The organism is Cellulomonas sp., from assembly GCF_015234515.1.
In the GTDB taxonomy this organism is placed as follows: Bacteria; Actinomycetota; Actinomycetes; order Actinomycetales; family Cellulomonadaceae; genus Cellulomonas.
This window is the reverse complement of the sequence record NZ_JADGMY010000023.1, coordinates 186,330-200,641: the sequence shown is the minus strand read 5'-3', so window position 1 is coordinate 200,641 and position 14,312 is coordinate 186,330. Positions and strand designations below refer to the sequence as shown.

Here is a 14,312-nt window from a genome sequence, read left to right as displayed (position 1 = left end):
GAAGGAGTCACCATGGCCCGCATCGCCCCACCCGCCCGCCAGCGCCTCGCCGACCGGATCGCCGCCGTCGCGACCCGGCGCATGTTCGGCCGGCCGCTGGAGCCCGCGGCGGTCACGTCGCACCACCGCGGTGTGTTCTGGTCGCAGCTCCTGGGTGAGGTGGTGCTGCTGCGCGCGCGCCACCACCTGCCCGTGCGGTTGCGCAGCCTCGTCGAGCACCGGGTCTCGGTCGTGATCGGCTGCCCGTGGTGCATCGACTTCGGGGCGATGCTCGCGCTGCGCGCCGGGGTCGACGCGCAGGAGGTCCTGGCGGTGCCCGACTACGCCACCTCCCCGGCGTTCAGCGGCCTGGAGAAGCGCGCGATGGCGTTCGCCGACGCGGCCACGGCCACCCCGCCGCGGGTGAGCGACGCGATGGTCGCCGACCTGCGGGGCGACCTGGGGGACGCGGGCCTGGTCGAGCTCGCGCACCTGGTCGCGCTCGAGAACCAGCGCTCGCGGCTCAACCACGCGCTCGGCATCACGGCGCAGGGGTTCACGGACGCGACGGTGTGCGCGCTGCCGACGTCCGTCGACGCGCCCGCGGCCGCCGTCACCCGGCGACGCGCACCCGGGTGAGCTTCTCCGGGTTGCGGACCATGTCGACCCCGTGGACGAGGCCGTCCGGACCGACGCGCGGCAGGACGACGTTCATCCCCGCGCTCGCGCGCGACTCGCCCTCGCCCACGTCGACGAGGGCGCCCAGCTCGCCGTTGACCAGCACGGGGACCACCGTGACGGGGGAGCCCGCGCTGCGCGTCACCAGGCCGATGAGCACGCGTGCGACGCGGTCGGGACCGACGACGGGCCGCAGCGCGGCGCTGACGACCCCACCGCCGTCGGACCGCAGCACGACCCCCGGCGCGAGGGTCCGCACCAGACCGTCGAGGTCACCCGTGAGGGTCGCACGCGTGAACGCCTCGACCACCTCGCGCTGGCGGGCGAGCGGGACGGCCGGCGGGGGCCGGCGGTCCCGGACGGTGCGTCGCGCGCGTGACGCGACCTGCCGCGCCGCGGCCACGGAGGTGCCGAGCGCGTCGGCGACCTCGGTGAACGGGACGGCGAACACGTCGTGCAGGACGAAGGCCACGCGCTGCTCGGGAGTGAGCTCCTCGAGCACGACGAGCAGCGCCAGCCGCACGCTCTCGCCCCGCTCGGCGAGCACGTCGGGCCCGGGGGGTGCGTCGAGCCCCTGGACCCAGGGCTCCGGCAGCCACGGGCCGACGTACGTCTCGCGACGCGCGCGGGCCGACCGCAACCGGTCGAGGCACAGCCGCGACGTGACCGTCGTGAGCCACGCCGCCGGCTCCTCGACGGCCGACCGGTCGGCACGTGCGAACCGGAGCCAGGCGTCCTGGACGGCGTCCTCGGCCTCGGTCACGCTGCCGAGGATCCGGTACGCGACGCCGACGAGCCGCGACCGGTGCTCCTCGAACTCGCGCGCAAGCGCCTCCTGCTCCGTCATCGCCGCATCGTCCCAGAGAGCAGCCCGATCACGCCCGCGCCGCAGAAGTGGTCACATCTGCCTGTCGTCGGACCCGGAGTGGTCGAGGATGCGACCACTTTCGGCTGCCCCGTGACGAGTCACCGTCAGGTGGAGGCCCGCTGCACCAGGTGGAACACGTCGTCGGGCGGCTGCGGCGGGTGGTCGGCGAGCCCCAGGGCGGCGAGCACGGCGGCGGCCAGGTACTCGGCCTGCGCGTCGATGGCCTGCCAGACGCTCGTGAGCGCCGGTGCCGCCACGCGCGCGGCGGGGATGTCGTCGACGCCGATCACGGCGACGTCGCCCGGGACGTCCAGCCCCTCGGCGCGCACCCCCGCCAGGACGGCCAGCGCGACCTCGTCGTTGTAGGCGGCGACGCCCGTCACACCGTCGGCGTGCCAGCCGCGCACCGCCCGGGACGCCGACGCCACGTCGAGGTCCACCGCCGTGACCAGCGGCTCCGGCAGCCCGTGCCGCTCGCACGCGGCGCGCACACCGGCGAGCCTCCGGTCCGCGAAGGCCGCGACGCGGTCGTCGTGCGGTGCCGCGTACGCCAGGACCCGACGGCCCCGGGACACCAGGTGGTCGGCCTGCAGCGCGCCGATGCAGGCCTGCGGGACGACGAAGACCTCGGGCTGCGCGTCGGCGTCGAGGGCCGCCCCCACCACGGGGATCCCCGCCTGCCGCATCGCGCGCGCGTCCTGCTCGGCGAAGGGCGCCAGGCCCAGGACCGCGCACGGGGTGACCGCGCGCCACAGGTCGGCCAGCGGCCGGGTGCCGCGCCCGATGTGCACGAGGACCGTCAGCCCGTGGTCGGCCAGCGCGGTCGTGAGGAGGTCGAGGAGCCGGTCGATGGCGGGGCCGATGGTCCAGTCCGGCAGCACGCACAGCACGAGGTCGCTGCGGCCCGACCGCAGCGCACGCGCCGGTGCGGACGGCGTGTAGCCCATGCGGGCCGCCGTCTCCAGGACGCGTTGCCGGGTCGCCTCGGTGAGCGCGACGCCGGTCTTGGCGTTGAGCACGTAGGAGACGGTCGTGCGTGACACACCGCTCTCGCGGGCCACGTCAGCGCTGGTCACGCGCGCCACTCGGTCCCCCCTCGCGTCAGGCCACAGGTGAGACCAGGTTAGGGGCTCGACCGACGGGCAGGATGTGCCCATGAGTGCAACCTTGCAGGCCCGGGCCGTCGCCGCGGCGTTCGGTGACCGCGAGCTGTTCAGCGGTCTGGACCTCGTCGTCGCGCCCGGCGACGTGGTCGGCCTGGTCGGGCCCAACGGCGCCGGCAAGACGACGCTGCTGCGCATCCTCGCGGGGCAGCGCGCGCCCGACGCCGGGGCAGTGGCCCTGTCGCCACCGTCGGCGCAGGTCGGGTACCTGGTCCAGGAGGTCGAGCGGCGCGCGGACGAGGACGTCCGGACGTACCTCGAGCGGCGCACCGGCGTGCACGACGCGCAGCTCGCGATGGACGCCGCGTCGGACGCGCTCGCGGCCGACGAGCCCGACGCGGGCGACCGGTTCACCCAGGCGCTCGAGCGGTGGATGGCGCTCGGGGGCGCGGACCTCGACACGCGCCTCGGCGTCGTCGCCGACGACCTGGGCCTCGCAGTCGACCTCGGGCTGCCGATGACGGCGCTGTCCGGCGGGCAGGCCGCGCGCGTCGGCCTGGCGGCGCTGCTGCTCTCGCGCTTCGACCTGTACCTGCTGGACGAGCCGACCAACGACCTCGACGCCGACGGCCTGGACCGGCTCGAGGAGTTCGTCGAGCGCGCGCAGGCGCCGATCGTCGTCGTCAGCCACGACCGCGAGTTCCTCGCCCGGACCGTGACGAGCGTCGTGGAGATCGACCGCAGCCTGCAGCGCGTCGTGACGTACGGCGGCTCGTACGACGCGTACCTCGAGGAGCGCTCGACCGCGCGGCGCCAGGCGCGCGAGGCGTACGAGGACTACGCGGGCCGGCGCGCCACGCTCGACGCGCGCGCCCGCATGCAGCGCGCGTGGATGGAGAAGGGCGTGCGCAACGCCCGGCGCAAGGCGAGCGACAACGACAAGCACGTCAAGCACCACCGCGGCGAGACGTCCGAGAAGCAGGCTGCGAAGGCGCGGCAGACGGACAAGATGATCGAGCGGCTGGAGACGGTCGAGGAGCCGCGCAAGGAGTGGCAGCTGCAGATGAGCATCGCCACCGCGCCGCGGTCCGGTGCCGTCGTGGCCACGACGCGGGCCGCCGCCGTGCGGCGCGGGGACTTCGTCCTGGGGCCCGTGGACCTGCAGCTCGACTGGCAGGACCGGGTCGCCGTCACCGGCCCCAACGGGTCCGGCAAGTCCACGCTGCTGGGTCTGCTGCTGGGACGCCTGACGCCCGACGAGGGCAGCGCGTCCCTGGGCCCGGGCGTGCTGGTCGGCGAGGTCGACCAGGCGCGCGCGGCGTTCGAGGGTGACGAGCCGGTCGGTGAGGCGTTCGCCCGGCAGGTGCCGGACTGGACGACGGCCGACGTGCGCACGCTGCTCGCGAAGTTCGGCCTCGCGGGGCACCAGGTGGGCCGCCCGGCGGCGTCGCTCTCGCCCGGCGAGCGCACGCGTGCCGCGCTCGCGCTGCTGCAGGCCCGCGGCGTCAACCTGCTGGTCCTCGACGAGCCGACCAACCACCTGGACCTGCCGGCCATCGAGCAGCTCGAGCAGGCCATGGAGTCGTTCGACGGCACGATCCTGCTGGTCACGCACGACCGGCGGATGCTCGACACCGTGCGGCTGACGCGGCGCTGGCACGTCGAGGACGGTCAGGTGCGCGAGGTCCGGCCGGACTGACGCTCGTCGCGGCTCAGCGCCCGTCGACCCACCGCTCGCCGACGCGCTCCGGCTCGACCCGGCCCGAGGTGAGCGCCGCGACGGTCGCCACGAGCGCCCGCGCGTCGGTGACGCCGAGCAGCAGCCGCACGTCCTGCGCGTACGTGGTGTCGAGCACCTCGACGCCGCGCGCGCGCAGCTCGGCCTCGACACGCCCCGCCTCGGTGTGGTCCAGGCGCACGCTCCACTCCTCGAGGAGCCGCCGCTCGAGCGTGCCGACCTCCGCCAGCCCGGCGGACACCGCGTCGCCGTACGCCCGCACCAGCCCACCGGCGCCCAGCAGGATCCCGCCGAACCAGCGGGTGACGACCACCGCGACGTCGCTGACGCCGTGACCGCGGAGGACCTCGAGCATCGGCGCCCCGGCGGTGCCGGCCGGCTCGCCGTCGTCGGACGAGCGCTGCAGCATCGCGTCCGGGCCGATGACGAACGCCGAGCAGTGGTGGCGCGCGTCCCAGTGGGCCTTGCGCAGCTCGTCGACCAGCGCGCGGGCCTCGCTCTCCTGCTCGACCCGGCGCAGGGTGCACAGGAACCGGGACCGCTTGACCTCGATGGTCGCCTCACCGTCGCGGGCGATGGTCAGGTAGGAGCGCATGGCAGCACCCACGATGCCACGCGCCGGGCCCCCCGACGCACCGCCACCCGTCGCGCGACCGACCCCGGTCGTCCCGGCGACCGATGCCGGGCCGTCGCCCGGCTCGCTACCGTGGCGGCTCGACGACAGGAGGCCCACCATGACCACCAACCCCAGGTCCCGAGCCCTGAACGCCGCCCTCACCGGCCTGACGACCGCCGCGTACTACGCCGTCCCGGACGTCACCCCGTCCCGTGCCGCACGCGGTTGGCTCAAGGCCGCCTGTCTCGTCGCGGGAGCTGCCCTCACCGCGGCCGAGCCGGAGAGCCGTGACGGCTTGCGGAAGCTGCGCTCGACGTGGCGGGAGGGCGTCGCGAAGGACGATGCCCTCGGGACGGACGACGCAGCCGTGACGGACGGCGCAGCGGCGACGGACGACGCACCCGGGACCCGGGCCGTCGACGGGTCGGCTGCGGTGACGGACGAGCACGCGTCGGCCTCCCGGAAGACCGCTGTCGCGGTCGTCGGTGTCGCCCTGCTCGCCGCGTCCACGGCGCTGACGGTCGCGGGCGAGAAGTGGCTCTTCCGCCGCGGTGAGGCCCGCGCGGCGGCCGGCGTGCGGTTCGCGCACACCCGCACCGGCCTGGCCCTCGGGGCCCTCAGCGTCGCGTTGTCGCTGGTCCCGGACCCCTCGGAGCGCGCGTGAGCCGTATGGGACAGATCGGGTGAAGTGTGGGGTTCCGCCGCCCGGCCCAGGTCCCTAGCCTGGGTCGGGTGCCGCGACGCCGCGGCGACCACCCCCAGACCCCGGGAGCGTGCGATGCCGGACACCACGAGAGTCCCCGACACGACCCGCACCACCCCTGCCACCGACCCCACCGAGCCCACCAACCCCCGCACCCTCGGCCGTCGCACGTTCCTCGCCGTCGCGGGCGCGGCCAGCGCCGTCGTGGCCGGGGCGGGCGCCGCCGCCGCGCACGACGGACGCGCGTGGGGCCCGCGGCCCGCGCTGCACCACCGCCCCGGACGCCCGCACGGCGGCCGTGCCGGGTCGGAGCGGGCCGCCGTCGCGTTCGTCCGCGCTGCAGCCGACGCCTACCCCACCGTCAACACCGGCCCCCGGCTCGCGCAGAGCTACACCGACGAGCTCGGGCTGTTCTCCACGGCGTTCGTGTACGACAACGCGCTCGCGATCTGCGCGCTGCTCGCCGACGGCCGCCGCAGCAGCGTCGACAGCGCCCGGGTGATCGGTGACGGCCTGCTCTTCGCGCAGGAGCACGACCCCGACCACGCCGACGGGCGGCTGCGCCAGGGCTACAACGTCGGGCCGTACACCTTCTACGACGGCTCACCGCAGCCCGACGGGTTCGTGCGCGCCGACGGCGCCGCCAACGTCGGCTGGCAGTTCGGGTTCCTCGGCACGGCCGTGGGTGACATGGCGTGGCCCGGCATCGCGCTGCTGCAGCTGTTCGGCGCGACGCGCGACCAGCGCTACCTGCGCGCGGCCGTGCGGATCGGCGAGTGGATCACGACGACCACGTGGTCGACCGCGCCGCTCGGCGGCTTCTCCTTCGGTGTCGACGGCGGCAACCAGCCGGTCCCCAACGGGTCGACCGAGCACAACGTCGACTGCGTCGCGTTCTTCTCGATGCTGCGCAAGGTCACCGGTGAGCGGCGCTGGACCGCCGCGTCCGAGCACGCGCTCGCGTTCGTCGACCGCATGTGGGAGCCGGCCCCGGGCTGGTTCTGGACGGGCACGAACGACGGCGTCGAGATCAACCGCGACCCCGTCCCGCTGGACCCGGCCACGTGGAGCCGGCTCGCGATCCGCGAACGCCGCTACGACCCGGCGCTCGACTGGGCGGCCGAGGCGCTCGCGGTCACCGACGACCCGTCGGCGCCCACGTCCCAGATGCCCGACGGCACCGAGCAGATCTCCGGCGTCACGTTCAGCACGGCGTCGCTCACGTCGACCGCGCAGTACAACGGGATCACCGTCCACCCGCAGGGCGTCTGGTTGGAGGGCACGGCCCAGCTCGCCACGTCCCTGCTCGACCGGGACCGCCGCGGTGACCGCAAGCAGGCGGAGTGGCTGCTGGCGCAGGTGCGCCGCGCGCAGGACAGCCTCGGCGGCGGGCAGCACCTGGGCGGTTCGCCCGTCGACGGCGGCGTCGTCGCGGCGTCGAGCCTCATCGACTCGGGCTTCGGGTTCGGGTACTTCCAGGTGCAGCACGTCGGCGCGACGTCGTGGTTCCTGCTCGCCTCCAACGCGGCGAACCCGATGCGCTGGGGCGGCCTGCGCTGAGCGGCACGCCGGTCACGACGTCGGCGCGACGACCCCGTCCACGTACTGCCACCCGTCGGCACCCCGCACGAACCGGCTGACCTCACGCATCGACCCGCGGCCGTCGGGGCTGCGCCAGAACGCCTCGAACGCCACCGTGCCGGCGGTGTCGAACACGCCGCCCCCGGTCGTCGCGCCCACGTCGAGCCGGTACCAGCGCACGTCGTCGTCGAGGGTGAGGTCGGCAGGCCGCGTCGAGGGGTGCCACGAGCGCCGCAGGTAGGCGACGTCACCGACCGCGAACGCGCTGAACCGCGAACGCATCAGCTGCTCCGCCGTGCCGGCGGCGCGCTCGCCACGGTGCACGGGCTCGCAGCACTCGGCGAACGGCAGGCCGCTGCCGCAGGGGCACCGGGTGGAGGTCATGGCACATGAGTCTGCCCCCTCGCCCTGCGGCGTCCGTGTCGACGGGTGCGCTGCGCGCCAGGTCGCCTACGGTGGGGGCGTGCCCGGTCCGACGTCCCCCCGCGCCCTGGTCCTGGCGGGCCGCGCCCGCTACGGCGACCCGTGGCACGACCACGCGGCCACGTCGCACCGCGTCGCGCGCGAGCTGACGGCCGGTGGGTTCGCCGCCGAGGTACGCAGCACGTTCCCCGACGCGCTCGCGGACCTGACGGGCGACGACCTGCTCGTGGTCAACGCGGGCCTCGGCGCCCCGGACGACGACGACGCGACGTGGCGCCCGCTGCACGAGGCGGTCCGCGACCACGCCGTCGCCGGTGGTCCCGTGCTCGCGCTGCACCAGGCCGCCATGGCGTTCCGGGACAGCCCCTGGTGGTCGGAGGTGATCGGCGGGCGCTGGGTCGACGACCGGTCGTGGCACCCGCCGCAGGACCTCGCGACGTTCGACGTGCACGCCGGCCACCCGGTGACGGACGGCCTGGGCCCGCTGGTGGTCGACGACGAGCGGTACACCGACCTCGTCGTCGCGCCCGACGTGCGCGCCCTGGTGACGCACGACGAGGGCGGCACGACGCACCCCGTCGTGTGGGTCGCACCGAGCTGGCGGGCCGTGTACGACGGGCTGGGCCACGGCGTCGAGTCCTATGCCACGCCGGCGCGTGCCGAGCTGCTGCGCCGCGAGGCGCGCTGGCTGGTCGGACTGCCGCCGACCTGAGCGCTGCCCGCCGACGCCGCAGGTCACACCGTCTCAGGCCGCTTCTGCCGTGCGAAGCGTGCGGGCGTCCCCGGCCCGTCCCACACCTGCACCGCCCCCCACAGCGACGCGGCGATCGGCACCGCGAGCACGGCACCCGTGATGCCGGCCAGGACGGTCCCGGCCGTCAGGGCCACGAGGATGACGAGCGGGTGCAGCCGCAGCGACCGGCCCATCACGACGGGCTGCAGGAAGTCGCCCTCGATCTGGTTCACCACCACGACGATGACCACGACGATCAGCGCCTGGATCGGCCCGAGCGCGACGAGCGCCACGAGCGCGGCGAGGATCCCCGCGACCGTCGCCCCGACGAGCGGGACGAACGCGAGGAGGAACACCAGGACGGACAGCGGGATCACGAGCGGCACCCCCACGATCGCCAGCCCGATGCCGATGCCGATCGCGTCGACCGCCGCGATGATCGCGGTGCCGCGCACGTACCCGCCGAGCGTCTGCACGGTCCTGTTACCCACGCGCAGCCCGCGCTGGTAGCGCTCGCCCTCGAAGGGCCGCAGCAGGAACTCCCAGATCCGCGGGCCGTCCTTGAGGAAGAAGAACAGCACCACGACCATGATGAAGAACCCGGCGACGAAGTCGGCCGTCTGGGACAGGCCCGCCGCCGCGCCGGCGCCCACCGCGTCCGATGCGAGCAGGCCCTGCGCGGCGTCCTGCGCCTCGGTGATCTGCTCGTCGGTGATCTCGAACGGGAGCACCGACACGAGGTCGCGCAGCTCCGCCAGACCGTCGACCGCGGACTCCGCGAGCTCGTCCCACTGGTTGATCACGGCGCGCACGACGGCCCACACCACCAGTGAGAGCAGCGCGACGAGCGTCAGGAGCGCGATCCACGTGGCCAGCAGCGACGGCACGCCGCGGCGGCGCAGCCACGCGACCAGCGGGCTGATCGCGGCGGCCAGGACCAGGGCGATGAGGACCGGGATGACGACGAGCGTCAGCTGCATGACGGCCAGCACCGCGACCGCGACCACCGCGACGACGGCGAGCGTCTGCAGGGAGCGCGTGGCGACGCGCCCGAACCCGTCGGCCCACAGGGACGCGGTCGCGCCGCGCGGCGGCGCGGCTGGGGGCGGGGGTGCCGTCGGTCGGGCGACCCCGACGTCGCGTCGTCGGCGGAACCATCCCATGCGCGTCCTCCGTCGTGTCCGGTACCCGCAGGTCACGTCGCCGCAGGTGCGTCGCACAGACGCTACGGCCTGCCCGGCGGCCCGGCGCGGCGAGTCACCGCAGCAGGACGACGTCGTCCCCGGTGAACCCGAGCAGGACGCCGTCGACGGCCACCACGGCGCTGTCGTCCCCGAGCCGGGCCAGGTGCGTGCGCCAGGCCTCGGTCCCCCCGGCGGCGTCGAGCGCGACCAGCCGCGCGTGGGACGCCGGGACGCTCGAGGCGACGACCAGCAGCCGGGAGCCGTCGGTCGCCAGGCCCGTGACCACGGCGTCCTCGCCGAGCAGGTCGGGAGCCGTCGCCTCCCACAGCACCTCGCCCGTGCGCCCGTCGAGCGTCGTGACGCGGAACCCGTCGTGCACGTGCACGCAGGTCCCGACGACGAGCGCCTCCTGCGCCGGGACGTCGGCCCACCACCGTTCCTCACCGGTCACCGCGTCCCACGCCCGTAGACCGCCCGACGTGGTCAGCGCCAGGCCGGGGACGCTGCCGTCGTCGACCGCGACCTGCACGGGCGTCCCCTCGAGCCGCACGTCCCCGTCGTGCCCGACCAGGCGGGTGTACCCCTCGCTGCCGACCACCAGAGCGGAGCCGTCCTGGCGGGTCCCGGTGACGGTCGCCAGCGAGCCCGCGGTGGCCACGGTGGACCCGTCGACGGTGTCGAGCAGCACCACGCCCGCCCCCAGGATCCCGACGGCGTCGTCCCCGACGGGCAGGACGCGCGCCTCCGCACCCCACCGCAGCCACCCACCGCCGAATCCGGTGTCGGCGCGCACGCGCCACTGCTGCGCGCCCGTCGTCGGGTCGAGCGCCCGGACGGACGTCCCGTCGTCGAGCGGGGCCGCGAGCACCAGGGCGTCGTGGGTGACGCCGACAGCCGCCGCGACCGCCTCACCGGCCCCGGTCGCATCGGCACCGGCCGGGTACTCGGCGACGACCTCACCCGACTCGACGTCGACCACCTCCAGGCGCGCCGCCGTGGCCGGAGCGCTCGACGCCGTGGCGGCGGCCGCCGGCCCGCCGGCGGGCGTGCGCGCCGCGGTCGCGTCGTGGACGAGGCACGCGACCCGACCGGGGAGCCCAGGGCCGGTGGCGCACTGCAGCCCGTAGCGTGCGACCGTCGCAGGCAGGGCGGCGTCGGGGGCGTCGAGCAGGGACGTCGTCCAGTGCACGTCCCCGGTCGTCACGTCGCGCGCCGCCAGGGACATCGCGCCGTCCGGCGCGATCCGGCCCTCCAGCAGCCGCGAGCCGACGACCTGCACGGTCCCCGTCGCGTCGTCGTGCAGCCGCCACGCGACGTCCGGCGGAACGGGCAGCGGGTCGAGGACGCCGGGGACGTCGTCGAGTGCGCCGAGGCGGGCCCGCTCACGCACGTCCGCGACGAGCTGCGCGACGACCAGCGCGAGCACGAGCGCGACGGTCAGGACGAGCCCCCACCGGCGCCGCGCCGGGCCGGTGCGGTCCTGAGGCACGGGCGCTGCGGAGTCATCGTCGAGCTCGACCAGCACCGGGTCACCCACCTCTCGCACGCTACCCAGCGGGCGGCAGGGCGGCCAGGGCCGGGAACGGCAGGAGGCCTCCCGCGCCCGTGCGGCGGGCGCGCGAGGTCAGTCCAGGAGGGTGAGCTGGTGCTCGCCGGTGTCGCCCGAGCGCTCGACCGCGAACAGCAGACGCTGGTACGACGTCAGCTCCTGGGTGCTCTCCGGCAGCGGCGCGCGCCACAGCTCCGCGCCGTCCGCCGGGTCGAGCGCCACCATCTCGGTGCTGTGCCCGCGGCGCGGGGACGCCGCGACTGCCAGGAGCAGCCGCCCGTCCGTCACGAGGGAGGAGGTGGCGGCGTCCGAGCGCCACAGCTCGTCGCCCGTGCGCGCGTCGATCGTCAGGATCTCCGCGCCCGGGGTGAGGTGGAGCCTGCCGTCCAGCAGCACGGCGAGCCAGCTCGACCCGGCACTGACGGCCCACAGCTTCTGGCCCGCGCCGTCCCGCGCGGTGAGCGTCGTCCCGTCCGACGTCAGCACGAGGCCGGGCACGCTGCCGTCGTCCACGGCCAGGGGCAGGACGTCGCGACCCTGCAGCTCCACGTCGCCCTCGGGCCGCACCACCGTGGTCCGCTCCCGTTCCTCGACCCCGTGCGCGGGACGCTCCCCGGTGGGCACGACGTACAGCGCGTCGTCGCTCCATGCGGCTGCGAAGCGGCCGTCGAGCGGGACGGTGCGGACCGTGTCGCCGGCGGCGTCGAGCAGCCGGACCTCGGTGCGCGTCACGAGCGCGACGAGGTCGCCGACGGACGTGATGACGGTCCTGCCATCCTCGTCGTCCGGTGCGGGCGCCGTCGTCCGCCACGCGAGTGTGCCGTCCGACGTCACCGCCCGGACGTCCATGAGCTCCGCGGACTCGGCGGTGACGACCACGAGATCGCCCGTGGTGGCGAACGAGGTGACGAGGGCGTCGGTCCCCAGGGCGTCGGTCAGGTCGGTGACGACCGTCCCGTCACGCGTGTCCAGCGTGACGAGGCGTGCGGCCGAGGGCTCCACCGTGCGCGACACCAGGCCGTCGATGACGCTCGTGCCGTCGTGCGCGAGGCAGACCGCCAGGTGCCCCTGCGTCTCGTGCGCCTCGCACCGGCCGGACGAGGGGACCACCTCGCCGGTGCCCGGGTCGGGTCGACTCGTCCCGTCGAGGAGGTCGACCTCCCAGACCTCGTCGCCCGTGGCGATGTCCAGCGCGGCCACGCGCACGGGACCCTCGGCGGCGTCCCGGACGCCGACCAGCAGTCCGTCCGGCGTGCGCACCTCGGCGAGGTCGTACACGACCTGGTCCGGCACCTGCCACCCGGCCGTCGGGGGCTCGCGCACCGGGTCGATGCTGCCGGGATCCGTGGCGATGGCGGCGAACCGCGCACTCTCGCGCCTGTCCACGACCACCTGGCCGATGACACCGACGGCCACCAGGACCGCGAGCAGCGCCGCACCGAGCACGAGCACCCTGCGGCGCCCGGACCGGTCCGGCGCGGGCGCGTCGGTGGGCGGGCCCGGGTGGAGGTCGTCGACGAGCTCGACGTCCTGCAGGGAGCGGCGGCGCGGCATCGTCGGAGGCTATCGCCGGGCGTGCTGCGGCGGGGCGGGTTCGCGCGCCCCGTTGCGGCGCCGCCGGGTCGCCGCCGGACGTCAGCGCAGCACGCTGTACGACTCCTCCTGCGTCTCCGGTTCGAACGACCGCGCGAGGAGCAGCCGGTGCAGCACCTGCAGCCACGTCATCTGGGGCAACGGCGTGCGCCACGCCTCGCTGCCGTCGGCGACGTGCAGCGCGACGAGGTCGTACGGGGCGCTGTGCCGGGGGCCGCGCATGCCCAGCAGGTACAGGTACCGGCCGTCGGTCAGGGGCGCGCCGGTGGCGGTCGGCCGCGCCCACCGCCACAGCTCGGCACCCGTCTCGCCGTCGAAGGTCACGAGCCACGCGGACGTGCCCACGTGCACACGGCCGTCCAGGACCGTCGCGTCCTGGGCGTCGACGACGCCGCCCTCCCAGCGCGCTTCGCCGTCACGCGCGTCCCACGCCTGCAGCACGGGCGTGCGCGTCAGGACCAGCCCCGGGACGCTGCCGTCGTCCACGACGACCGGCAACGGGTTCCCGTCGAGGGGGACCTCGCCCGTCGCCGACACCACCGTCGTCGACGACTCGCCACCGATGACCGCCGCCCCGAGGGCCGTGGAGAGCTCGAGCCGCGTCGTGGTGGCCTGGCCGGTCAGCGCGCTCTCCGGCGACATGTCCACGGTGCGCAGCACCTCGCCGTCCGTCGACACGAGCGTCACCGCGTCGCCGTGGCCCACGGCGAACGTCCGCGCGTCCACCAGCGCACTCTCGCCCAGCGTGAGAGGACCGTCGTCCGTCGCCACGTCCACCGTGACGTGCCAGTGCTCCGTGTCGTCCAGGAGCGCCTGCGAGCGGACGTGCAGCGTGCCGTCCACCAGGCCGACGAGCAGCACGTCGTCGCCCGACGGCGTCAGCCACCGCGCCGACGTGGGGACCTCACGCTCGACGACCACCGCGCCGTCGGTGGCGTCGAGCACGAGCAGTCGCGTCGACGTCGCGGGGACCGACGCCCAGTCCCCGTCGACGACGTCGAACCCGCCGTTCGTCACGAGGCAGGCGACCCGCCCGGGAAGTTCTGGCACGGCGGCGCACGACGCCGGGTCGACCTGCGCCTCGGACGTCCGGTCCGCCGACGGCTCCACCACGTCGAGGGCCCACAGCCGATCACCCGTCGCGACGTCCCGGCCCTCGAGCACGACCGTGCGGTCCGGCGTCCGGTGCGTGGCCACCAGCACCGACCCCACGAGCGCGGAGCCGCCCAGGTGGGTGCCCTCGTCGAGCTCCCACGCGACCACCGGCGGGCCGTCGAGCGGCGCCAGGACCGACGGGACGGCCGCGAGCTCCGCCAGCGCGGCACGCTCGCGGCGGTCGACAACCGCCTGGCCGACGACGAGCGCGAGGACCGCCGCGATCGGGACGGCCAGCCACCACCGCCGACGGCGCGCGGCGGACGAGCCCGCGGCGGGCGGGGCCCCCGGGACGGCGGAGCCCGGGCCGGCCGCGTCCGGAGCCGCCTGCTGCAGCTCCACGTCGACCCTGCGTGCGCGCGCCATGGCGGCACGCTAGCCGGGGGGCGACGGTCGCGCCCGCCGCACG

13 protein-coding genes are annotated in these 14,312 nt (G+C 75.7%); 5 read left to right on the top strand and 8 right to left on the bottom strand.

Going from position 1 to position 14,312, the window contains the following annotated elements:
* The first annotated feature begins 12 nt into the window (after nt 1-12).
* Nucleotides 13-618 (top strand): carboxymuconolactone decarboxylase family protein, encoded by a 606-nt coding sequence (locus IR158_RS09860; RefSeq protein ID WP_291812498.1) that lies wholly within the window; start codon nt 13-15, stop codon nt 616-618.
* On the opposite strand, the gene sigJ is transcribed toward IR158_RS09860, so the two are convergent.
* Complete coding sequence (gene sigJ / locus IR158_RS09855) at nt 593-1,504, bottom strand: RNA polymerase sigma factor SigJ (protein ID WP_291812497.1); 912 nt, start codon at nt 1,502-1,504, stop codon at nt 593-595. The two genes, IR158_RS09860 and sigJ, sit on opposite strands and share 26 nt — an antisense overlap.
* Nucleotides 1,505-1,629: 125 nt before the next feature.
* A complete protein-coding gene (locus IR158_RS09850) occupies nt 1,630-2,601 on the bottom strand; it encodes a LacI family DNA-binding transcriptional regulator (RefSeq protein ID WP_291812496.1) in 972 nt (323 codons plus the stop codon).
* Between the two features lie 79 nt (nt 2,602-2,680).
* Between IR158_RS09850 and IR158_RS09845 the strand changes: the two genes are divergently transcribed.
* Complete coding sequence (locus tag IR158_RS09845) at nt 2,681-4,327, top strand: ABC-F family ATP-binding cassette domain-containing protein (RefSeq protein WP_291812495.1); 1,647 nt, start codon at nt 2,681-2,683, stop codon at nt 4,325-4,327.
* Nucleotides 4,328-4,340: 13 nt separating this feature from the next.
* On the opposite strand, the gene IR158_RS09840 is transcribed toward IR158_RS09845, so the two are convergent.
* Nucleotides 4,341-4,961 carry a YigZ family protein gene (locus IR158_RS09840; protein ID WP_291812493.1) on the bottom strand — a complete coding sequence of 207 codons (621 nt, stop codon included), beginning with the start codon at nt 4,959-4,961 and terminating at the stop codon, nt 4,341-4,343.
* Between the two features lie 139 nt (nt 4,962-5,100).
* Between IR158_RS09840 and IR158_RS09835 the strand changes: the two genes are divergently transcribed.
* Together IR158_RS09835 and IR158_RS09830 are read left to right on the top strand one after the other, a co-directional pair.
* A complete protein-coding gene (locus tag IR158_RS09835; protein WP_291812491.1) occupies nt 5,101-5,646 on the top strand; it encodes a hypothetical protein in 546 nt (181 codons plus the stop codon).
* Between the two features lie 114 nt (nt 5,647-5,760).
* Nucleotides 5,761-7,245, top strand: a complete 1,485-nt coding sequence (locus IR158_RS09830) for a Tat pathway signal sequence domain protein (RefSeq protein WP_291812488.1) — start codon at nt 5,761-5,763, stop codon at nt 7,243-7,245.
* A 12-nt stretch (nt 7,246-7,257) separates the two neighbouring features.
* Here IR158_RS09830 and IR158_RS09825 read toward each other — a convergent pair whose 3' ends face one another.
* Nucleotides 7,258-7,650 carry a YchJ family protein gene (locus IR158_RS09825; protein WP_291812486.1) on the bottom strand — a complete coding sequence of 131 codons (393 nt, stop codon included), beginning with the start codon at nt 7,648-7,650 and terminating at the stop codon, nt 7,258-7,260.
* A 79-nt stretch (nt 7,651-7,729) separates the two neighbouring features.
* Between IR158_RS09825 and IR158_RS09820 the strand changes: the two genes are divergently transcribed.
* The gene (locus IR158_RS09820; protein ID WP_291812484.1) at nt 7,730-8,401 is read left to right on the top strand and encodes a ThuA domain-containing protein; all 672 of its coding nucleotides are present in this window, start codon (nt 7,730-7,732) and stop codon (nt 8,399-8,401) included.
* Between the two features lie 23 nt (nt 8,402-8,424).
* On the opposite strand, the gene IR158_RS09815 is transcribed toward IR158_RS09820, so the two are convergent.
* The 4 genes from IR158_RS09815 to IR158_RS09800 all read right to left on the bottom strand — a co-directional run bounded on the left by IR158_RS09815 (nt 8,425) and on the right by IR158_RS09800 (nt 14,269).
* Complete coding sequence (locus IR158_RS09815; protein ID WP_291812482.1) at nt 8,425-9,585, bottom strand: AI-2E family transporter; 1,161 nt, start codon at nt 9,583-9,585, stop codon at nt 8,425-8,427.
* Nucleotides 9,586-9,679: 94 nt separating this feature from the next.
* The gene (locus IR158_RS09810) at nt 9,680-11,143 is read right to left on the bottom strand and encodes a PQQ-binding-like beta-propeller repeat protein (RefSeq protein ID WP_291812480.1); all 1,464 of its coding nucleotides are present in this window, start codon (nt 11,141-11,143) and stop codon (nt 9,680-9,682) included.
* Between the two features lie 87 nt (nt 11,144-11,230).
* Complete coding sequence (locus IR158_RS09805) at nt 11,231-12,709, bottom strand: PQQ-binding-like beta-propeller repeat protein (RefSeq protein WP_291812478.1); 1,479 nt, start codon at nt 12,707-12,709, stop codon at nt 11,231-11,233.
* 81 nt (nt 12,710-12,790) lie between these two features.
* On the bottom strand, nt 12,791-14,269 hold the full coding sequence (locus tag IR158_RS09800) for a PQQ-binding-like beta-propeller repeat protein (RefSeq protein WP_291812476.1): 1,479 nt from the start codon (nt 14,267-14,269) through the stop codon (nt 12,791-12,793).
* Between the last annotated feature and the right edge of the window lie 43 nt (nt 14,270-14,312).

Excerpts from the sequence above, each read along its gene's own strand:
- IR158_RS09860 (WP_291812498.1), top strand. The coding sequence starts at position 13 with ATGGCCCGCATCGCCCCACCCGCCCGCCAGCGCCTCGCCGACCGGATC.
- sigJ (WP_291812497.1), bottom strand. The coding sequence starts at position 1,504 with ATGACGGAGCAGGAGGCGCTTGCGCGCGAGTTCGAGGAGCACCGGTCG.
- IR158_RS09845 (WP_291812495.1), top strand. The coding sequence starts at position 2,681 with ATGAGTGCAACCTTGCAGGCCCGGGCCGTCGCCGCGGCGTTCGGTGAC.
- IR158_RS09840 (WP_291812493.1), bottom strand. The coding sequence starts at position 4,961 with ATGCGCTCCTACCTGACCATCGCCCGCGACGGTGAGGCGACCATCGAG.
- IR158_RS09835 (WP_291812491.1), top strand. The coding sequence starts at position 5,101 with ATGACCACCAACCCCAGGTCCCGAGCCCTGAACGCCGCCCTCACCGGC.
- IR158_RS09830 (WP_291812488.1), top strand. The coding sequence starts at position 5,761 with ATGCCGGACACCACGAGAGTCCCCGACACGACCCGCACCACCCCTGCC.
- IR158_RS09825 (WP_291812486.1), bottom strand. The coding sequence starts at position 7,650 with ATGACCTCCACCCGGTGCCCCTGCGGCAGCGGCCTGCCGTTCGCCGAG.
- IR158_RS09815 (WP_291812482.1), bottom strand. The coding sequence starts at position 9,585 with ATGGGATGGTTCCGCCGACGACGCGACGTCGGGGTCGCCCGACCGACG.
- IR158_RS09805 (WP_291812478.1), bottom strand. The coding sequence starts at position 12,709 with ATGCCGCGCCGCCGCTCCCTGCAGGACGTCGAGCTCGTCGACGACCTC.
- IR158_RS09800 (WP_291812476.1), bottom strand. The coding sequence starts at position 14,269 with ATGGCGCGCGCACGCAGGGTCGACGTGGAGCTGCAGCAGGCGGCTCCG.